The organism is Aurantimonas endophytica (assembly GCF_014196845.1).
Classification (GTDB): Bacteria; Pseudomonadota; Alphaproteobacteria; order Rhizobiales; family Rhizobiaceae; genus Aurantimonas; species Aurantimonas endophytica.
Map to the genome: position 1 here is coordinate 280,111 of NZ_JACIEM010000001.1, position 19,545 is coordinate 299,655.

Below are 19,545 nucleotides of genomic sequence, written 5' to 3' on the forward strand. Positions count from 1 at the left end.
CAATTCTACAAGAACCGCGTTACGCGGCCATGATTTCGCTCGATCTCGAACATCGGTTCGTTTCAGCCGCAAGCACTCGGCTTCACGTGGTCCAGGCTGGACCGGCGGATGGCAAGCCGGTCATGCTCCTGCATGGCTTTCCAGATTTCTGGATCGGCTGGCGCCAACAGATCCAAGCCTTGGCCTCGGCAGGGTACCGGGTCATCGTCCCTGACCAAAGAGGCTACAACACCAGCGATAAGCCCAAGGGCATCCGCGAGTACACATTGCCTAAGCTCCTGGGCGACGTTGCCGGCCTCGCCGACGCGCTCGGCTATGAGCGCTTGCACCTCGTCGGCCATGACTGGGGTGGGATTGTTGGCTGGGCGGCGGGGGCGAAAATGTCTCATCGGGTCGACAAGCTCGTTATCCTGAACGCGCCGCATCCTGAGGCGCTGTTCCCTCACGCATTGCGATCGCCGACGCAGTTTCTGCGCAGCAGCTATGCCGGCTTCTTTCAGTTCCCATTGTTTCCCGAGATCATCTTAAGCGCGCGTCGCTCGGCGGTTCTGGTCCAGGCGCTGGAGAGGACCAGCAGGCAGAATGCCTTCACGAACGAGGATATGGCCGATTACCGGCGGGCGTGGGAGCAGCAGGGCTCACTCACGGCAATGCTGAACTGGTACCGGGCCCTCCGTTTCCGCCCGATCATGAAGGAGCGGATCGCGACCCCGACCCTTGTCTTGTGGGGCATGCAGGATCAGGCGCTGGAGTTCGGCCTTGCCCAACGCAGCCTGGCATTCTGCGACAACGGCTACCTGGAGACTTTTGACAGGGCGACACACTGGGTCCATCGGGAGGAGACGGCAGCGGTCAACGCGTCTCTTGTGTCATTCCTGGGCGGCTGAGATGAGAACACGATCTGCGGGTCACGTGAGCCGCCGCAGTGTCATTGCCGCGCTCGGATGACTCGCCTGGTCAACGAGTGACCGCGTCCATGATCACCCCCGACGCTCTTGAGCGGCTGAGACGAGTCGAGGACCGAATGGCGGCTTTCGGGGTCCGTCGCCACCTGAAGCGGACCGTCTCCTTCCGACCCGAGACGGCAACCATAATTATTCTGATCCGGGTGGAAACCCGACTGACAGCTTTCGGGTCTCGCTCCCCCGAAAGCTGCCGTCGGTTGATGACGAGGGCGTCAGACCTGCCGCATGCCGCCGTCGACACAGAGTTCGGCTCCGGCGATGAAGCCTGCCTCGCCGCTAAGCAGGAAGAGCGTCGCGGAGGCCACCTCCTCGGGGCGCGCCATGCGGCCCATCGGGATCGGCGCGATCAACGTGGCACGGACGTCTTCCGGCACGGCTGCCATCATGTCCGTATCGGTCGGGCCCGGCGCCACGACGTTGACGCGAATACCCCGCGGTGCGAGTTCCGCCGTCCATGTGCGCGCATAGGAACGCAGCGCCGCCTTCGTCGCCGCGTAAGTGCCGTAGGAGGCAATTCCCGCCACACCTGCGATCGATCCCATCAGCACCACGGATCCGCCCTCGCTCATCGCGCCGAGCGCGGCCTGCAAGCCGAAGGCGGCGCCCCGGACGTTGACAGCGAAGTGACGATCTACATGGTCGGGCGTCATCTCGGCGATGGACGCGGGTTCCGAGATGCCGGCATTCAGTACCAGCGCGTCGATGCGGCCCTGCGCCGCCCGAACCTCTTCCACGACCCGCACCATCTCTTCCGGACGACTCGCGTCCGCGACAATTCCTGTGGCTCCCCGGCCAATCGAAGCGGCGGCCCGTTCCACCTCATCGGCGCGTCGTCCGGTGAGAAACACGATTGCGCCTTCGGCCGCCAGCCGTTCCGAAACGGCGAGACCGATCCCCTTCGCGCCGCCCACCACTAGTGCGACCCTATCCCTCATTCCAACCATCACGATGTCCTTTCGTCGGTGATGGCGCAGAGGTATACGCTGTGTATCTGATAGCAATAACGCACCTGGAATAGCCTAGATATGCCCGATGATATCGACCTCGAGGCTCTATCGCAGTGCGCGCTCGACGACATGGCACGCGTGCGTCCGGTTCTCGACAAGATCGCCGACAAGTGGACGATCCTGATCCTGACGGTGCTGTGCCCGAAGCCGTCGCGCTTCAACGAGATTAAGCGACGCCTCGACGGCATTACCCATAAGGCGTTGGCAGATGCGCTGAAGCGGTTGGAGCGCAATGGCCTTGTGACGCGGACCGTGCTGCCAACGGCGCCGATCGGCGTCGAATACACGATCACGCCGCTTGGCCATTCGCTGCGCCAGCCTTTCGAGGCCCTCTGTGCGTGGGCGCTCGCCCATGGCGACGACATCGAAAAAGCCAAGGCAGCGCATGATCGCGCGAAGGCAGCGGCCTAGCGTTCAGGATGACCGCTTTCTGGGACGCTGCGTATCGTCACGCACGGGCAGAAGGGGTCGAGAGCGAACCTGAAGCGGGAGCGTTTAGTGCCCGACGTGCGCCGCAAGCTCGTCGGGCGTCCCGTTGGGAAAAGCTTCCCTCAGATGGTTGAGAAAGGCGGATACCCGGGCGCTGAGTAGCCGCCGGCTCGGGTACAACGTCCAAAGAGCAATCTCCGGTCCTTCGACGTCGCCCCACCGAACCAGCCGCCCCGCATCCAGATCGCGGCCGACGAGCGAGATCGGCAGCCGGCCGACGCCGACCCCCATTCGTACCGCGTCGCGCACCATGATGAGCGACGACAGGCTGAGGACGGGACTGACCCCGATGCTTGCCACACCTTCGGCCGTCGTCATCTTCCAGGTCTCGCTCGAGCGGACGACGCCGCGGACGACGGCGGGGACGGGCGATCCGTCGGCCGGCGGCATCAGGTCCGGTCTCGCCACGACCACCAGCCGATCGCGAAGGAAGATCCGCCCGACGAGGCTTTCGTCGGGCTCCGGGTTGACCCGGATCACCAGGTCGTACGCTTCCTCCACCATGTCGACGGCGCGGTCCTCCGTCGTCACCTCGAGCCGGACCTCGGGATGCTTCAGCGCGAAGCCCGCAGCGAGCCTGCCCATGGCGGTCTGCGAGAAAAGCAGCGGCGCGCTGATGCGCAGCCGCCCGCGTGGGCGATGCCCGCCTGACGCGATGGCGGACGCGGTCTCCTCGAGGTCGGTGAGAAGCGCCCCCGTCCGCTCGTAGAGCGCCCGCCCTTCCTCGGTCAGCTTCAGTACGCGGCCACCGCGCTCGAACAGCCGCAGGTCAAGATTGGCCTCCAATTCCGAGACCCGACGCGACAGCGTCGCCTTCGGGCGCCCGGTTGCACGTGCGGCCCGGCCGAACCCTTCGTGCCGGGCGACGAGGTTGAAGTCAGCAAGGGCGAGAAGATCCATCTGTTCCACCTGTGAGACAGCGCGTCCAAAGTTCGCGGCTATTGGAATGAAGGTGGATCATCGATCTTGCAACTGTACCCAACGCAAACAGGAGTTTCTCCGATGACCATCCTCGTCACAGGCGCCACCGGCACAGTCGGCCGCAACGTCGTCGAACAGCTCATCTCACGCGGCGCCGACGTCCGCGCCCTCGTCCGCGATCCCGCAAAGGCGGATCTTCCCGGGAAGGTCGAGGTGGTGCAGGGCGACCTGCTCGATGTCGACTCCATGCGCAGCGCGCTCTCGGGCGTCTCGACCCTGTTCCTGCTCAACGCCGTCGTGCCGGAGGAATTCATCCAGGCACTGATCACCCTTAGCCTGGCCCGGGATGCCGGCATCGAGCGGGTCGTCTACCTTTCGGTGATCCACAGCGACGTCTACGTGAACGTGCCGCACTTCGCCGGAAAGCTCGGTGTCGAGCGAATGATCGAGCAGACGGGCTTCAACGCCACCATCCTGCGCCCCGCCTACTTCATGAATAACGACGTTACCATCAAGGACGTGGTGACCGGCCATGGCATTTACCCGATGCCGATCGGTGGCAAGGGCATCGCCATGATCGACGCGCGCGACATCGGCGAGATCGCCGCCATCGAACTCGTACACCGCGAAGCCTCGTCCACGCCGCTCCCGCTCACCCGCATCAACCTGGTCGGCCCGGACACGCTGACCGGGACAGATGTTGCCGCCATCTGGTCCGAGGTGCTTGGCCGCCCGATCGGCTACGGCGGCGACGACACCGCCGGGTTCGAGCAGAACATGCGCCAGTTCATGCCCGGCTGGATGGCCTACGACATGCGCCTGATGGCCGAGCGCTTCCTGACCGACGGCATGGTTCCGGAGGCGGGTGACGTCGAGCGCCTGACCGCGCTCCTGGGACGTCCGCTGCGCACCTATCGCAACTTCGCCGCCGAGATCGCTACCGCGGCCTGACGGCGAGGCCGCACACCCCCAGACACGACCGGGCGATATCGCCCCTGAACAATACGGAGCATTCCCATGATCTACTCGACCGCCACCGTCCCGGTGAACCCGGAGGGCGAGACCAGGCTGAGCCGCGCACAGGTTTGGGCGGGCCTCGAGCTCAAGGCACGCGATGCCCGCGAGTTCCTGCCGTTCGGCCTTTGCACGCGCTGCGAGGTCGTCGAGGAAAGCACGACCCACTTCGTGCGCGATGCCACCATCGCGGGTGCCGATCTCCGCGAGATCATCACCCTCGAGCCGCAGACCAAGGTCACCTTCTTCCAAGCAACGGGCCCGCGTGAGGGCGCCATCGTAAACGAACTCATTGATGACGACGCCGGCGAGCTGCAACTGCGCTTCTACTGCTATCTCGGCCTGCGCGGGAAGGAGCCGAACGGGCCCGAGGAGCAAGCTGAACAGGCGCAGTTCGACAGCGACAAGGGATACAGAAGCGCCTTGCTGTCGACGCTGAAGCGGACCCGCGACCTCGTGGCCGAAGGCCGGCTCTGAACTGCAACGATAACCATCAATGCCGGGACCGCTCCAATCGGAGCGTCCCACTTCTATAGGAATACACTGTGCAACAGTTATCAGCCGCCGGCGGGCGCACGGTCACTTCGTCGAGGGCGTCGCCGAGGATGACCTTAGCAGCGACGCGCTTGCCTGCATTTTCGGCCGAGCACAGTGATCTCGCGACTTTGGCAAGCGCTTGGGTGAACAAGTGTCGGCCGGTGCCCACGGTCGTGCCGAGACGAGCAGCTTCGGGCTTGCCGCAGTTGAAGGGGCAGAAACTTCTGGGATATGGTGGCGAAGGTTTCGGGAAGGTCAGCATCCGGCACCAATCATTTTGAGCTGAGAAACCAACAGGGATCAAGAGCGGAAGATCTGTGCGTGGAGATGCAGGGCGGTCTGCGGGACAAGGCGAAGCTATCCGATTGGGGTCGCCGCTAGTAGGTCGAGTTCTTCGACCCTCACCCGTTCTCGGGACTGATAGGGCGTGAGCCACGGGCACCCGCCGGTCTGCGTGACAGCCGTTCCGAGCTGCCGGGATTAACGGTTAATGTCGGTCTTATCGGTGGCCTGCTTCTGGCTTTCGCCATCAACTCGTAGGGAGAAGTGAGCTGCCCGAACCACTCGCTGCGCCGATCAACTGGACATCGGACGACCCGCACCTCTCGGGCAATTTTGCGCCGATCGGCACGGAGGTTTCGGCAGACGACTTGCCAGTGATCTCGGGTCGGATACCCGATGATCTCAAGGGGGCCTACATGCGGAACGGGCCCAACCCACGCTTCGAGCCGGTCTCCTACACCTACCCGCTCGAGGGGGATGGCATGGTGCATGCGGTCTGGTTCGACAATGGCCGCGCCCGCTACCGCAACCGCTTCGTGCGCACAGCCTCGTTCGAGATCGAGGACAGGGCCAAGCATACCGTATTCGGCGGTCTGATGGATCCCACGCCCGCCGATCCGGCGGGGCTCGGGTCTGCCGGGCCCGACAAGCAGAGCGCCTTCATCGGCGTCATGCATCATGGCGGCCATCTGCTTGCGCTCGGCGAGGTCGAGCCCGCCTGGGAGCTCTCTCCCGATCTCGAAACCCTTGGCCCTTGGACCGGCGAAACCGACCGGCCGCTCGACCTTGGTGCCCATAACCGCGTTCATCCGGTGACGGGCGACCTATTCGGGCTCGCTTACGACCTGGCGAGTCCGACGGTCACCATACACCACCTCGACCAGACCGGCCGCTGGAAGCGCAGCTTCCCCGTCGCGCTTGCGGCGCCGAGTATGATCCACGACTTCATCCTGACCGAGCGTCACCTTGTCCTGATGATCGGGCCGGCCGTCTTCGACATGGCGGCCGCGGCAAGGGGCGAGTCTTTCCTACAGTGGCGCCCAGAACTTGGCACCCGCATCGGCGTCATGGACCTGGACGGCGGCAACCCTCGCTGGATCGAGACCGGTGCCTGCTTCGTCTTCCACTTCGCCAACGGCTTCGAGCGCGGCAACGAGATCGTCATCGACTACGTCCGCCATCAAGCGCTCCGGCTCGGCTACAGTGGTGGCAGGCACGCGCCGCCGCGCCTTCACCGCCTTCTCCTCCATCCGGCGGCAGGCACGTTAAACGACGCGTCCCTGTTCGACGGCGCCGTCGAATTCCCTCGCATCGATGACCGCCGGGTCGCCCGGCCGAGCCGTCACGTGTATGTCCCCACGTTGACCGAAAGCCTGAAACTCGTGAACCCGGCTTCCGCCACCTTCAACTGCCTCCTCAAGGTCGACACCGAGACCAGTCGCATAACCCGGCACGATTTTGGCAATCGCGTCGCCGGGGAAGCGGTGTTCATTCCGGGCGGAGCGGCCGACGACACCGGCTGGCTCGCCACGTTCCTCTACGACCCGGAGACGGGCACCAGCGACCTCGCCCTCCTGGACGCCGCGCGCATCGAGGAGGCACCGGTGGCGGTGATCCGCATGCCCCAGAGGGTGCCGCAGGGACTTCACGGCGCGTGGGTGCCAGGATGAATCCCCGTCGGTGCGAATGACCGCGGCTCTGATCCGGGGCGGCAGCGGCTCTGCGGTCCAACGATCTCAGCCGGGTTCTCGTGCGTCCGCCGGTTCTCATTGACAAGCGAAGGCCGGCCGGTGCGGGCACTCACGAACCTCTCGCGTTTCATAGCGGCACGATCTCCCGGGAAGACGTCGCGAGGTTCGTTCTGGATCAGGTGCACGCCGACGAGTGGATGCATGAGTCACCTCGGGTAAAGCTAATCGGCGGGAAACCTGCTACCCATAGAGGCATCGTCGTGCCGCGGTGGCACCTCATCTTCGAAATCGAGACCTCTTGAAGCTGCCCACCATCGGCTCGATCGGCATGCGCAGCAGGCTGATCGCGCTCGTGGCATTCGCCATGATTCCGCTGACGATCGCCTTCGTCTGCTATCTGTGGGTCGATCACAACCAGACGATCGCGAAGGCAAAGAACGACGTATACGCCGCCGCGAAGCTGGCTGCCGCGATCGAGTCTCGTGTGTTTGCCGAGACGATGACGCTCCTGGAGGCGCTGGCGTTGGTTCCCGCCGTCGTCCCGTCCGGAGGTAGCGAGTGCTCTTCGTTCATCCGGCAGATAAAAGCAGCAAATCCGCTTTACAACACGGTCGGGGTCGTTGACGCCGCCGGGACGATCACCTGCCATAACTCGCTGGCGGTCCGACAGGCTCTGAGCGATGTCGATCTGCGGGACAGGATGATGGCGCCGGGGGCAGCTCAGTTTCTCGTCGGGAACTTCGTCATCGGGAAGGTGAGCGGCAAGCCGACAGTGATCACTGCGAGCAGGTTCCCCCAAGCTCAAGGCGGCTTCACGGGCGCCGTCTTCGCCAGCTTGAACCTCGACCGCATGACCACGGAGATCGAGGCGGTGTCTGACGGCGGAGAAAGGACGGTTCTGCTACTGGAGCCCGATTCCGGTCGGATCATCGTGCACTATCCGCCGCTGCTCGGCGTCCCCTTTGGCGCGCCTTTCCCGGGACATCCACTGACGGAAGCAGTCCGCGGCATGCCCGGCGGAGGGACGGCCGAAGTGTCGGGGATGGATGGCGTGGAGAAGGTATTCGGGTTCGCTCCCCTCTCGAGCGCAGGGAACATCGTTCTCGCGGTCGGCGAGGATCGCAGTGCGTTGATGGCACCGGTTCGCCATCGGCTAATGCTGTCCTCCGTTGGACTCCTGACACTGCTGCTTGTTGCAACCTCGGCCGTGTGGTGGATCAGCGAGCGCATGCAATTGCGCCCGCTTCGACGCCTCATGGACGCGGCGACGGGGATTGGTTCGGGGGATTTCGCCGCTACGGCAAGTCTCGAGTCTTGGCAGGCTCCGGAACTCCGGAAGCTGGGTCGCGTCCTTGACGCGATGTCGAGGAAGCTCTCGATCGGGCGTGAGGCCGAATTGGTCGTGGCCGCAAGCGAAGCTCGGTTTCGCGCACTCGCGGAGAACACGGCCGACCTGATCACATGTACCGACGCAACCGGAAGGCGCGTCTACGTCTCTCCCGCCAGCCGCGACGTCCTTGGATGCGAACCGGTAGAGCTGATCGATATGCGGCCGCGTGATCTTGCGCATCCGGATGACGTCGGGATCGTAGATGCCATGATGGCCGAGGTGCTGGCGGGCCGAGCTGTGGCGGGGGTTCAATACCGCGTCGCCCATCGTGGCGGAGGGTTTCGCTGGGTGGAGGTGGCTGGCAAGCCCCTGGAGGACGGTCCAGGGACGGTCTTCGTCATGCGAGACTTTACCACCCGCAAGATGATGGAGAGCCAGCTTGCGGAAGCGAACCTGAAGCTGGAGAAGCTGGCATCCACCGATAGCCTGACCGGCCTCGCCAATCGGCGCGCCCTCGACAAGCAGTTGGACGCCGAATTCGCTCGCGCGGTCCGCGCCAAGACCGACCTCAGCTTTCTCCTGATCGATGTGGACAGCTTCAAGGCCTTCAACGACACCTACGGGCACCCAGCCGGAGACGAATGCCTTCGCCGGATCGCCGGGGCGCTTGAGGAAAACCTCCGACGTCCAGGAGACCTCACGGCACGCTATGGCGGAGAGGAGCTTGCAGCGGTGATGCCCGCCACGAGCTCGGCCGGAGCATTCGAGCGAGCCGAGGTCGTGCGTCGAGCAATCCGGGATATGGCGATCCCGCACTCTGGCAGCAGCCACGGTGTCGTGACTATCAGCGCCGGCGTTGCGACGTTGACGGCAGGGGCGGGAGCGGAACTCCGGGATCTCGCCGGGTTGATCCAGTCGGCGGATGTGGCACTTTACAAAGCCAAGGCCAGCGGCCGAGATAGCGTCGTCGCCGCGGCCGCTTAGCAGCGTCGTGGCACGTTTTCGGTCTGGCTGGAAAGGAGACCGTCGGCGCTGGAGCCTTCCACGGCGTAAGCAGGCGTCGGATGCGCGCTGAAGGTTTAAGTCGCCTTTTCCAGATCAAGTTTCGTCACCTGCTGAAGACCGTAGGCTGAACAACCGTCCCACCAGCCTCAGCGCTAGCGGCTTGCTTATCGAGCGCGACGCGGAACCGGCGATCGATGCGGCAGCGATGGGCGCGATGACGGACCGCGTTAGCTTCCGGGAAACTTCTTCGTCAGCGAGCGTTACCCCGTCGAACTCGGGAGATGCAGATGGACGCGGTGGTCGGAGCAGCATTCAAGGGAGATGCACCTGCGGCATCGCAAGCGGTCGTGCTTCCGGATCGCAGGGAGTTGGCCCTGGTTGCCGTCGAGCGCACCCGCATGCCGATGGTGGTCAGCGATGCGAGGCAGCCGGACTGCCCGATCGTGCTGGCCAACCGAGCGTTCCTTGCCTTGACGGGGTACTCGGCTGAAGAGGTGATCGGGCGGAACTGCCGGTTTCTTCAAGGACCGGACACCGATCCCTCGGATGTCGAAGCCATACGCCAGGGTTTGCGGGCGGGAACTGAAGATCTCGAGGTGGAGCTCCTCAACTACCGAAAGGACGGCAGCGCCTTCTGGAACCAGCTAGCCATCAGCCCTGTCATCGATGAGATGGGAGAGGTGATCTACTACTTCGCATCTCAAAAAGACGTCACTGCCCGCAGACGGGCAGAGCAGATGGAGGCGACGGAGCGGCTCCTGCTAAGGGAGGTGGACCACCGGGCGATGAATGCGCTCGCTCTCGTGCAAAGCTTCGTAAACCTCAGCAAGGCCGATACCGCCACTGGCTATGCGACAGCGATCCGGGAAAGGGTGGAGACGCTTGCTCGTGCGCATCGGCTTCTCGGCGAAGCGGGATGGTCCGGGGTTGATCTTGCCTGTCTGCTGGCGGCGGAGACGCCGGAGGAAATCAGGGAATGCGTCGGCGCGAACGGGACGCCCATTCAACTTCCCACGCCGCTGGTCCAGCCAATAGCGCTGGTTCTCCACGAGCTCATGACGAACGCGAGACGTCACGGATCTCTTCGGGACCCAAGCGGAACCGTGGGAGTCGAATGGGTGCTCCAGTCGCAGTCCCTCCTCATTAGATGGCGCGAGACAGGAGCGCATGATGTCGCTGAACCGACTCAGGCTGGCGTCGGTATTCGGATGCTCGAGGGTGTCGTGACGCGCCAACTTGGCGGAGCCGTGAAGTGGTCCTGGCCGAGTAGCGGTGTTTGCGTGGAGTTGGAAGTACCGCTGGAAACCGCCGAATAGACTGGACAGCGGGAGTAAAGCTCACTCTTCTCGTGAACTGGGATCACCGGGACCGACGGCGCCGGCATGTTTCGGTTTTGGGAGACGTTCGGTGTTTCAGGATTCAATCGCTTTTCATGGTTAACTCAAAGATGCCAACCGAGGCAGTGGCGACCAACGGTATGGACGCTGCTGAGGCGGCCCTTGTTCCTAAGCTGCTCTCGATCGCCAAATCCATTCGCGCAATGATGGGCCTTAGGCTGGCTGATCTGGGCATGCATGCAGGGCAAGACGAACTGCTCCTGGCTCTGGTCCCAGAGGGGACGGTATCCGGCTCCCGCTTGGCTGACACTTTGGCTGTGCGCCCTTCGACAGTTTCGAAGATGCTCGACCGTCTCGTGACTGCGGGACTTGTTGAGCGGGCCGAAGATCCACGCGACGCTCGCCGTACCGTCGTTCGACTGACATCCTCCGGGGTGGATATGCAGGGCCGGCTCCGGGAGGTATGGCAGGAAGTGGAGAACGAGCTTCAGGATGTTCCGGACCGAAGCGTAGTGACACACAGCCTTCAGGAACTACAGCGTGTCCTCAGCGCCAAACTCAGGCGCTTGCGTTGAGTACTAGCCTCTCCCGCGAGACCCCCGGGTCCATCGTCGTCGCTGCTCTATTCGCGAACCCGGCACTGTAGAAGCCGTCGTGGGCGCGGCCGTCTTGATTTCCGCGTCGCGGGCTGCCATCGGGCGAGCGGCCAACACCCAAGCGGTGGTCGAATATCGATCGACGGAGAGCTACGATCGTTCCGACCACAATCTTCATGACGACACCTTCAATTTGCCTATCCGTCAGAGGTCCGTTAGTCGCAGTCTGACCTGATTGCGGCTACTTGAGGATATCCGTGTTGGAGGATTCAGCGGGATCCATAAAACTCTCATCGAAAACCCCGACCGCGACAGGGGTTCACTCACTACGTTTGCCGAGCGCGCTCAGATAGCTTGCAAATTGACAGCCTTGTCGCCCTTGCCCCGGGTGTCGGGCTCGGTGTCGAACGATACCTTCTGGTTCTCGCTTAGGGTGGACATGCCCGATCGCTCCACAGCGGAGACATGTACGAACACGTCCTTCCCACCATCATCGGGTGTGATGAAGCCGAAGCCCTTGTCGGCATTGAAGAATTTTACGGTACCAGTTGCCATAGAACCTGTCTTGAAGAGACCATGGGCGAAATTGCCAAGGCGACCATGGGCCGCCCGCGGCTTAATGGCAAACTGGCAATGATTGGCAGTCTAAAACCTGAAGCAGGTCGCTCGTACAGCAAAAGACCGTCGACTTGCCGCCGGCACTGACGATCTTCGCCATCGTGGCCTTCGGCGTTCAGTTTGGACAGCTCGGCGTGCTGTTCGCAACGCCCATGACGGTGGTCGTGTTCGTGCTCGTCAATAAGCTCTGGGTCCGCGATGCGCTGCGAGAGGATACGGACGTTCCGGGTGAGGAGGAGAGTTCCTGAAATCGCTCTGTTGGCGAGCACCATCGTCTGATGATCAGGAGGGACTTCCGCCTTCTGAAGACCCAAAGGGTCGATCCGCGTATCGACTGGCCTCCGGAGCCGCTGAGCCCATCACGACTGCAAGATGCAGTTCCCGGGGAGGTATGACGGGTTCCCCGGGGACGGCAACATGAGGTCTGTCCACTTTGAAAGAGACTGGATGTTGATCAATGGCAGGAAGACGGACGCGACTGGGTGTTCGAGACAAGAAGGCGCGTGGTCGCGCTTCGGCATGGTAACGTGCTAACCCGCATCACGTTAAGTAGAGGCTTTTGCAGGCAGTGAGTGTGAGCCACGATTTCCAGTCGGACATCGATCTGATTCAGAGCATCCCAGCCGTTCCGTCGATACTCGACACGATGTGCCAACTCACCGGCATGGGCTTCGGCGTCGTCGCCAGGGTGACGTCGGAGCGTTGGATTGCCTGTTCGACCCGGGATGAGATCGGCTTCGGCCTCAAACCAAGGGATGAGCTCGAGGTCGACACGACGATTTGTCATGAGATCCGCCAGAGGCCCGAGGCGGTCGTCATAGAGCACGTTGCCGAGGACGAGACCTACTGTCTGCATCCGACACCCGCGAAGTACGGCTTCCAGAGCTACATCTCTTTCCCCCTCATCCTGCCCGACGGATCGTTCTTCGGCACGCTCTGCGCGATCGACCCCCAGCCGCGGCGCCTGAAGACGCCCGAGATCATCGGAACGTTCAAGCTTTTTGCGGAGCTCATCGCGAGCCACATCGACTCTGCCCTCAAGCTCTCGACCATGCAGCGCATTCTGGAGGAACAGCGGACCTGGCAGCGCACGCAGCGTGTTCTCCAACGCGAGCTCACGCACCGCATGAAAAACACGCTGGCCATGGTACAGGCTGTCGTCACCCAAAGCCTGCGGAATGCTTCGTCCCTCGACGACGCGGCGCATCGTGCGACCGAACGCATCCAAGCCCTTGGCCGTGCCCAGGACATGCTGACCGATACCAACTGGGAAACGGCCGATATCTTGGCGATTGTCGCCGCGGCGATCGCCCCTCACCGCGACAGGGGAGGCCGCTTCACGATCGACGGCCCCTCGGTGCATTTGACAGCCCAGCAGGCGATGGGTCTCGCGCTGGCGATCCATGAGCTGGCGACGAACGCCGCCAAATACGGTGCCCTCTCTAACGAAGGCGGGCATGTCGACATCGAATGGACGTCCGAAGACGATTTTCGTTTTGTGTGGACCGAAAGTGGCGGACCGGCCGTGGTCGCGCCCGTGCAGCAGGGGTTCGGGTCCCGATTGACCCAGCGAGTGGTGCCAGCCTACTTCGGTGGGACGGCGTCCCTCGAGTACCATTCGGACGGGGTCCGCTACGTCATGCACGGGAAGCTGAAGGGCGGCGAGTGAAAAAACTCCGTTGCCCGTGAACCCTTCGCTCCCAGGCGACTTAGGTGCTCATGGCCCAATCCTCTGAACCACCGCTGTTCGCCGTCCTTGTCGTGGATGACGAGCCTCTCCTTCTCATGGATGCGATGGACCTGATCGAGGACGCGGGCTTCATTGCATTCGGTGCCGCGAACGCCGACGCGGCCATCCGGATACTGGAGCGCCAGCCCGATATCCGCGTCCTCTTCACCGACGTGGACATGCCGGGCGCCATGGACGGACTGGAGCTCGCCCACGCCGTCCGTCACCACTGGCCTTCCGTGGCGATCATCGTGACGTCGGGCCATGTCCGTCCGGCGCAGGGGGAACTGCCCGCTGACGGCATCTTCTTCCCCAAGCCGTATCCGCCCAAAGGTATGATCGCCGCCCTCCGCGATATCCCAGCCGATGTCTTGACCTGCGGCATCGCGGCCCCGCCTTCGCATCCGGAGCTGCGGGATGAAAAGCCGACGTCGGCCTCGAAGCGAACGACGCCCCCCTCTGGTTAGTGCGAGGGAAACAATAGAGACGCAGTCCGCTTGTCGCCTGCCTCTCCTTTAGCCGGCGGCCGGCCCGAAGACCTTCTGGCAATAAGCGCCGAGCGCTTCGAGCTGATCAGCCAGACCCCGGAACGCAATGTGCCCATCGGGACGGATGAGGACCAGAGCGGGCGACGACCCGATTCCGTAAGCGGCATGGGCCTCCCCATCGAGGTCTGAGAGGGCGAGCGGAGCCGCCGCTTCGGCGACTGCCGCACCAAGGACCAGCCTCGGGCGCACCAGATCCCATCCCCGGACCTCATCGACAGCCTGCCGGAGATCGGCGAGCGCATCGCGCTGGCGCCCGTCGAAGGCCAGGAGCGCCCAGCCGAAGGTCCGGCCGTCCGGATTGTAGATGTGCTGGAAGAGCGTCGTCGAAGTGCCGTCGGCCGCGATCACCGGGGCGTCGGGCGCGCGGTCGCCGGGCTTGAGAGCGTCGCGGTGCAAGAGCCTTTGCAGCGTGCCGAAACCGTCCTTGTTCAGCGGGCTCGTGGGGTAGGCGACAGTGAGCTGCTGGAGATCATCCGTACCCTGAAGGAGGGAGCCGATGTCGGGTCTGACGGCCGCGGCGATAGTCACCGCCGCGTCCTTGAGTCGGCCGCGGTAGACGCTGTTCTGGAACCCCTGCACCTGCTGCTTGTCGAGGCGCTGGTGCTCGCCGCCGCGCTCTGTGTCGTAGGAATCGAGGAGCACGGGCTCGGCCCGGCCCTGAAGGACTGTGGCAAGCCGCCAGGCGAGACCGACCGCATCGTGCAGCCCCGCGTTCATGCCCTGTCCGCCCGCCGGCAGGGTCATGTGTCCGGCGTCCCCGACCAGGAAAACACGATCCTTTCGGTAGTGCGGCGAGACACCGTGCTGGAAGCGGCTATGCGTCAGCCAGATCGGATCGGTGAGCGTCAGGGTCTCGTCCTCGGTCACCTCGCGGGCGATCGCCTGCATCTCCTCCAGCGTCGGGTCGCGGTCCGGAATGCCGGTGTCGTCGGCGAGGAAGAACAAACGGTGGTAGCCGCCCCAGACGGGCAGGACGCCGCAGAAGCCACGCGGATAGTAGAAGAACCAGAGGTGGTCGTGGTCGGTCGAGCGCCGCCATGACAGCTTGGCGTCGAGCTGGCGGTTCATGCAGTTCGGTAGTTTCTCCGGTTCGAAGTCGAGGCCGAGCTCACGCCGCACGAACCCTGCGCCGCCGTCTGCCCCAACGAGGTAGCGGCATCGCAGGGGCTCGGGGTCGCCGGAGGCATTCCCGTCCCCGTCGACGGACACGACATCCACGCTCACGCCTTCGTCGTCCTGTTGAAAGCTGACGACCTTGCGCCCGCGCTCCAGCCGACCGCCGTTGGCCTCTATCTGCTCGCCCAACGTCGTCTCGATCACGTCTTGACCGCTGTAGAGGACGGGTCCAAAGGGGCTCGCGACTTCTGCGATGGCAATCGGGTCGACCGGCCGCCCGTTCAGGAAGGTGTTCACCTTCGTGATCGCGTAGGCCTTCTCCGCGATGGCATCGCGGATGCCGATGCTGGCGAGCAGCTCTTGCGGGCGGGCCCATAAGTTGTTGGCGCGGGAATACGGCTTCGGCTCGGTCCGGCTCTCGAAGATCCGGAAGTCGACGCCGTGGTGGGCGAGCGCGCAGGCTGCGGTGAGGCCGATCGGGCCGCCACCCATAATGATGACGTCTGTGTCGAAGTTGCTGGGCTGGGAAGCGGGCATGACGGATCCTTTGGCCACGGTCGTCGCGGCTGTGAGTTCGACGGGGAGAATGCTGCGGGGAGATTGGGTCTACGGGAGCGCGTCGTTCATCTCGCGCAGGACCGCGATGGCCACAGACAGACGCTCGGCGCCGATCTTGGCGAGAAGGTCACGGTCGAGTGGCGCAACGGCTTGCTCCGCGGCCGCCAGCGCCTCTCGGCCCGACTCTGTCAGAACGACGAGCTTGGCACGCTGGTGGTGAGGATTAGGTTCGAGACGGACGAGCCCCTGCTTTGCCAGGAGATCGACGACACGCTGCACGGCCTGACGGGACAGGCCCATATTGCGGGCGATATGGGCGACAGGCAGGGGCATTGGTGCATAACCGAGCGCAGCCAGGACCTGCCACCAAGCCGTGCTAAGGCCGATGGGGCGGACGAGCGCATTGCCCGTCTCGACAAGACGACCGTTCGCTTCAAAGACAGCGATGGCGAGTTGTCGAACCAGAGTGGTGTTATCGTCCGCGAGCATCGACAGCCTATCGTCACTTTGACAAGAGACTGTCTAATTAACTGATGGACTGTTGGTTCCGCTTCGTCGACGAGACGGCGATCCTGCGGGGCCGGCGAACGTGCGCATGCTGGTCGACTGCCTTGCCTTCGGCTCGCCGGATGCCGGCTGCTCCTCTCACTCCTTCCGGAGTTCATCCACGTCCGCGGACTCAAGAGGATTGCTACGCTGGTACAGCTCGTGAGGAACGAGGCGCAGGACGAGAGAGCCGCCTGGGAGATGGTTCTCGGGCGCCTGCTTGATGTGCTGCTCATAGAGGCGCTGCGCGCGGCGGCGGACAACGCCGCCCCGCCGAGACTTCTCCGCGGGCTGGCTGATGCCCGGCTAGGGAGCGCCATGCGCTGCATCCGCGGCGACCCACGCCATGGCTGGACGGTGGAGCGATTGGCCAATGAGGCGTCGATGTCGCGATCGGTGTTCTTCAACAGGTTTCGCAGGGAGGTCGGCGTCGCGCCGCTGGAATACCTGCTGTCCTGGAGCATGGCTCTCGCGCGAAAAATGCGAGCGCGGGGAAGGTGTTAAGGCGAACGCCGAGACAGTGGGCTACGGATCCGCAAGCACCTTCAGCGTCGCGTTCACCCGCTTTGTGAGTGTCCCACCGATACAGTTCGCACGCCAAGGCGGGTTCAAGATAGGCTAGGCCCGCGAACTATGTCCGCCCTTGAGGCGCTAGGAAGTGGTTCTACGCGTAGAAGGGTAGTCAGCCGTCCGTCCGCAGACGGCAGTTCTGACCGGAACCCACCTTGGTATCGATTGGGCTGCCCACACCACACAATCTGAAGGGACGCGTTAGTTCACAGTGTTCTCCTCAACGCCAACCGGTGCCGGAGGCGCTCATTGGTCGCAGGGCTGCGCCGGAACGGCACCCGCCACACCCCGTTCGACGACCCGAGCACTCGATCCGCGGGTGAGACGGGAGCCAGTGAATGGAGAACGCCATCCCAGCCGCAATCGGGACGGAGCCCGGTGAGTGGAGGGACCCTACAGGTCCATTGCCCAGAGAGGCTCGTCCGCGGAGGACGCGATCGGTATCGGCCGCCGGACGTCGACTTGCCGGACAGGTCGTCGTCATAACGGGCGCGAGCTCGGGTATCGGGTTGCTGGCGGCCAGGCAGGCGGCGGCGGAGGGAGCGTCGGTCGTCCTCGTGTCCAGGGACGCTGCTGTGCTCGCTCGGATTGCTGCCGAGATCGAGAGCGACGGCGGACGGGCACTGGCGGTCACGGCTGACGTTTCCGTGGAGAGCGACGTCGAGGCCGTGGTGACGGCCTCGGTCGCGCGCTTTGGTCGGATCGACACGTGGGTGAATAATGCCGGGATCGCCGCCTATAGCACGCTCGTCGACCTGCCGATCGAGGTTCACCGCCGCCTGTTCGAGACCAACTACTGGGGCGTCGTGTATGGCTCGCTCGCGGCCGTCCGGCACTTCCGGAGCCGCCCCGGGGGCGGCCGGCTCATCAATATCGGATCCGTGAACTCTGATGTTGCGATCCCCTTCCTGAGCGCCTACTCCGCGACGAAGCACGCGGTAAAGGGTTTCAACGACGCGCTCCGGCGCGAGCTGCTCACCTCCGACCGGGACGTGTCGGTGACGCTGATCAAGCCTTCGGGCATCGCGACGTCCTTTCCCAAGCACGCGAGGAATTTCCTCGACGCCGAGCCGCGGGTCGCGCCGCCGCTCTATGCGCCGGAGATCGTCGCGGACGCCATCGTCCACGCTGCCGCGCACGGCTCCCGCGAGATCGTCGTCGGCGCCGTCGGACCGGCGCTTTCGATACCGCAGGCGTTGTTCCCGAGGCTGGTTGATCGGGTGCTGGCGATCACGGTGCCGCAGCTCTCGAAGTCCAGCCATCCGCGCACGCTCACCGATAACCTGGAGTCGCCGTCAGGCGGTGCGGAAACCCACTATCGGTATTTTCCGGGCTTGCCCGTAAGCCCTTACACGGCCGCCCAGAAGCGTCCCGTGATGGCTGCCACCATTGCGCTGGCGGTCGGAGCGGCGGCGTGGGGGATCGCTGCGGCTCGCAGTCGGCGCTAATGCTCGGGCGTCCGGAGGGCGCAGCCGGCGAAGCATGTCGTGCCGGAGACGGCCATTCACGGCTGCTGCGCCCGTCCTCGATTGATTGTTCGCTGTCGGCCTCGTCGGTACGGTTCTGGCGAGCGGATTGATCCCCGACAAGGCTGCCTGAGAGCGGCCGGAGTCTTATCAGCGGAGGTCCGGCGCGCTCCAGCCAGTAGCCTCGTCGACCCAAACCTTCGTGCTCCGCTTGTCGTAGATACAGAGCATATTGCCTTTGGCCCCGTTGAGAGCCTTCTGAGGAAAAACGCCGGTGACCAGCGTTGCCACCTTGTTCAACGTGTCGTCGAAGAGCACCAGCTCGGACACGTGCACGTGCTTCAGGCCGCTGGCCGTAGCGCATTTCTCGGCGACCGCCAAGTTGAGACTTGCCCAGGCATCGTCGGACGACGCGTGCGCGGCAGTTGCCGCCAGCAGGAGTGGAAGGGCGATTAGGAGTAGGCGCATCAATGAGTTCCCTGGCGGCGGTCGGCGCAGCCCTAGCGTCGGCCGCGAATTGTACAGGCGTCGTCTGGGCAAACAGCTTGTCAGTCGTATGGCGGAGCTGAGGCGATAGAAGCCCTCGCGACTGGCGGACTTTCGGCGCTTCCAATCCTCGTTCCCGTTGCTACCTCCTTGGGGCAAGGAGAGGTGGCATGACGGTCAGGACAGGTGGTTGCAACTGCGGCGCGGTCCGCCTCGAGATACGCGGCGAGCCGATCCGCGTCGGCCTTTGCCATTGCACGGTCTGTCGCAAGGAGACAGGAGGTCCCTATCTCGCCTTCGTCGTCTTCCCGGAGGCGGCTGTCACTGCCCATGGCGAGACCCGGAGCTGGGCCGACGACTTCGTACGACGCCACTTTTGCCCGACCTGCGGCTCGAGGCTCTTCAGCGTCGAGGGCAACGGCGAGGTCGAGGTGCGCCTCGGGTGCCTTGATGCCGCGCCGACGGATCTGGCGCCGACCTACGAGAACTGGGTCGTCCATCGGGAGAGTTGGCTTCCGGAGCTGCCGGGAGCCGGACAAAACGAGCGGGATCGAAACGCCTGATGGAGATCTCGCACTCAATCCCGAGCGCGCGCGATGTTGCCCTGTCTTCGCCGGGGTCGGCGAACAAATTGCTCCCGAGAGCCGGAATTCCGTCCCCCCGATGCCGTACGTGGAAGAGCCGAACTGGCAGCCCGCAGTCTAGGCCATTTCTATGTAGCCAAATCGAAACCC

21 protein-coding genes are annotated in these 19,545 nt (G+C 64.0%); 15 read left to right on the top strand and 6 right to left on the bottom strand.

Going from position 1 to position 19,545, the window contains the following annotated elements:
• Window positions 1–29 precede the first annotated feature (29 nt).
• The gene (locus tag GGR03_RS01360; RefSeq protein WP_183205663.1) at window positions 30–887 is read left to right on the top strand and encodes an alpha/beta fold hydrolase; all 858 of its coding nucleotides are present in this window, start codon (window positions 30–32) and stop codon (window positions 885–887) included.
• 290 nt (window positions 888–1,177) lie between these two features.
• Here the strand turns inward: GGR03_RS01360 and GGR03_RS01365 are convergent, their stop codons facing one another.
• On the bottom strand, window positions 1,178–1,909 hold the full coding sequence (locus tag GGR03_RS01365; RefSeq protein ID WP_183205665.1) for an SDR family NAD(P)-dependent oxidoreductase: 732 nt from the start codon (window positions 1,907–1,909) through the stop codon (window positions 1,178–1,180).
• Window positions 1,910–1,990: 81 nt separating this feature from the next.
• On the opposite strand from GGR03_RS01365, the gene GGR03_RS01370 reads away from it, so the two are divergent.
• The gene (locus tag GGR03_RS01370) at window positions 1,991–2,383 is read left to right on the top strand and encodes a winged helix-turn-helix transcriptional regulator (protein WP_183205667.1); all 393 of its coding nucleotides are present in this window, start codon (window positions 1,991–1,993) and stop codon (window positions 2,381–2,383) included.
• A gap of 84 nt (window positions 2,384–2,467) precedes the next feature.
• On the opposite strand, the gene GGR03_RS01375 is transcribed toward GGR03_RS01370, so the two are convergent.
• Entirely contained in the window at window positions 2,468–3,361 is an 894-nt protein-coding gene (locus GGR03_RS01375) for a LysR family transcriptional regulator (protein ID WP_183205669.1), read from the bottom strand.
• Between the two features lie 102 nt (window positions 3,362–3,463).
• Here GGR03_RS01375 and GGR03_RS01380 point away from each other — a divergent pair, with 102 nt between their 5' ends.
• From GGR03_RS01380 to GGR03_RS01410, 7 genes are all read left to right on the top strand, one after another.
• Window positions 3,464–4,333 (top strand): SDR family oxidoreductase, encoded by an 870-nt coding sequence (locus GGR03_RS01380; protein ID WP_183205670.1) that lies wholly within the window; start codon window positions 3,464–3,466, stop codon window positions 4,331–4,333.
• Between the two features lie 66 nt (window positions 4,334–4,399).
• Window positions 4,400–4,873, top strand: a complete 474-nt coding sequence (locus GGR03_RS01385; protein WP_183205672.1) for an AtaL-like protein — start codon at window positions 4,400–4,402, stop codon at window positions 4,871–4,873.
• 683 nt (window positions 4,874–5,556) lie between these two features.
• Complete coding sequence (locus tag GGR03_RS01390) at window positions 5,557–6,885, top strand: carotenoid oxygenase family protein (RefSeq protein WP_343058670.1); 1,329 nt, start codon at window positions 5,557–5,559, stop codon at window positions 6,883–6,885.
• A 50-nt stretch (window positions 6,886–6,935) separates the two neighbouring features.
• Entirely contained in the window at window positions 6,936–7,208 is a 273-nt protein-coding gene (locus tag GGR03_RS24855) for a Rossmann-fold NAD(P)-binding domain-containing protein (protein ID WP_183206971.1), read from the top strand.
• Window positions 7,205–9,220, top strand: coding sequence for a diguanylate cyclase (locus GGR03_RS01400; RefSeq protein ID WP_183205676.1), 2,016 nt, complete (start codon window positions 7,205–7,207; stop codon window positions 9,218–9,220). The genes GGR03_RS24855 and GGR03_RS01400 overlap by 4 nt, the downstream gene beginning before the upstream one ends.
• Before the next feature lie 308 nt (window positions 9,221–9,528).
• On the top strand, window positions 9,529–10,557 hold the full coding sequence (gene lov, locus GGR03_RS01405; protein WP_183205679.1) for a blue-light-activated histidine kinase: 1,029 nt from the start codon (window positions 9,529–9,531) through the stop codon (window positions 10,555–10,557).
• A gap of 254 nt (window positions 10,558–10,811) precedes the next feature.
• Complete coding sequence (locus tag GGR03_RS01410) at window positions 10,812–11,153, top strand: MarR family winged helix-turn-helix transcriptional regulator (protein WP_246367649.1); 342 nt, start codon at window positions 10,812–10,814, stop codon at window positions 11,151–11,153.
• A 366-nt stretch (window positions 11,154–11,519) separates the two neighbouring features.
• Here GGR03_RS01410 and GGR03_RS01415 read toward each other — a convergent pair whose 3' ends face one another.
• Window positions 11,520–11,729, bottom strand: a complete 210-nt coding sequence (locus GGR03_RS01415; protein WP_183205681.1) for a cold-shock protein — start codon at window positions 11,727–11,729, stop codon at window positions 11,520–11,522.
• 134 nt (window positions 11,730–11,863) lie between these two features.
• On the opposite strand from GGR03_RS01415, the gene GGR03_RS01420 reads away from it, so the two are divergent.
• The 3 genes from GGR03_RS01420 (at window position 11,864) to GGR03_RS01430 (ending at window position 13,988) form a co-directional block, all read left to right on the top strand.
• Window positions 11,864–12,040, top strand: a complete 177-nt coding sequence (locus tag GGR03_RS01420; RefSeq protein ID WP_183205683.1) for a hypothetical protein — start codon at window positions 11,864–11,866, stop codon at window positions 12,038–12,040.
• A gap of 326 nt (window positions 12,041–12,366) precedes the next feature.
• Window positions 12,367–13,461, top strand: coding sequence for an HWE histidine kinase domain-containing protein (locus tag GGR03_RS01425; protein ID WP_252920126.1), 1,095 nt, complete (start codon window positions 12,367–12,369; stop codon window positions 13,459–13,461).
• 50 nt (window positions 13,462–13,511) lie between these two features.
• Window positions 13,512–13,988, top strand: a complete 477-nt coding sequence (locus GGR03_RS01430; protein WP_183206974.1) for a response regulator — start codon at window positions 13,512–13,514, stop codon at window positions 13,986–13,988.
• 48 nt (window positions 13,989–14,036) lie between these two features.
• Here the strand turns inward: GGR03_RS01430 and GGR03_RS01435 are convergent, their stop codons facing one another.
• Together GGR03_RS01435 and GGR03_RS01440 are read right to left on the bottom strand one after the other, a co-directional pair.
• Window positions 14,037–15,722 (bottom strand): FAD-dependent monooxygenase, encoded by a 1,686-nt coding sequence (locus GGR03_RS01435; protein ID WP_183205685.1) that lies wholly within the window; start codon window positions 15,720–15,722, stop codon window positions 14,037–14,039.
• Between the two features lie 69 nt (window positions 15,723–15,791).
• A complete protein-coding gene (locus tag GGR03_RS01440; protein WP_183205687.1) occupies window positions 15,792–16,232 on the bottom strand; it encodes a MarR family winged helix-turn-helix transcriptional regulator in 441 nt (146 codons plus the stop codon).
• 174 nt (window positions 16,233–16,406) lie between these two features.
• On the opposite strand from GGR03_RS01440, the gene GGR03_RS01445 reads away from it, so the two are divergent.
• Window positions 16,407–16,793, top strand: coding sequence for a helix-turn-helix transcriptional regulator (locus tag GGR03_RS01445; RefSeq protein ID WP_252920150.1), 387 nt, complete (start codon window positions 16,407–16,409; stop codon window positions 16,791–16,793).
• A 404-nt stretch (window positions 16,794–17,197) separates the two neighbouring features.
• Complete coding sequence (locus tag GGR03_RS01450; protein ID WP_183205688.1) at window positions 17,198–18,307, top strand: SDR family oxidoreductase; 1,110 nt, start codon at window positions 17,198–17,200, stop codon at window positions 18,305–18,307.
• 168 nt (window positions 18,308–18,475) lie between these two features.
• Here the strand turns inward: GGR03_RS01450 and GGR03_RS01455 are convergent, their stop codons facing one another.
• The gene (locus GGR03_RS01455) at window positions 18,476–18,793 is read right to left on the bottom strand and encodes a hypothetical protein (RefSeq protein WP_183205690.1); all 318 of its coding nucleotides are present in this window, start codon (window positions 18,791–18,793) and stop codon (window positions 18,476–18,478) included.
• A 188-nt stretch (window positions 18,794–18,981) separates the two neighbouring features.
• Here GGR03_RS01455 and GGR03_RS01460 point away from each other — a divergent pair, with 188 nt between their 5' ends.
• On the top strand, window positions 18,982–19,374 hold the full coding sequence (locus GGR03_RS01460; protein ID WP_183205692.1) for a GFA family protein: 393 nt from the start codon (window positions 18,982–18,984) through the stop codon (window positions 19,372–19,374).
• The last annotated feature ends 171 nt before the right edge of the window (window positions 19,375–19,545 follow it).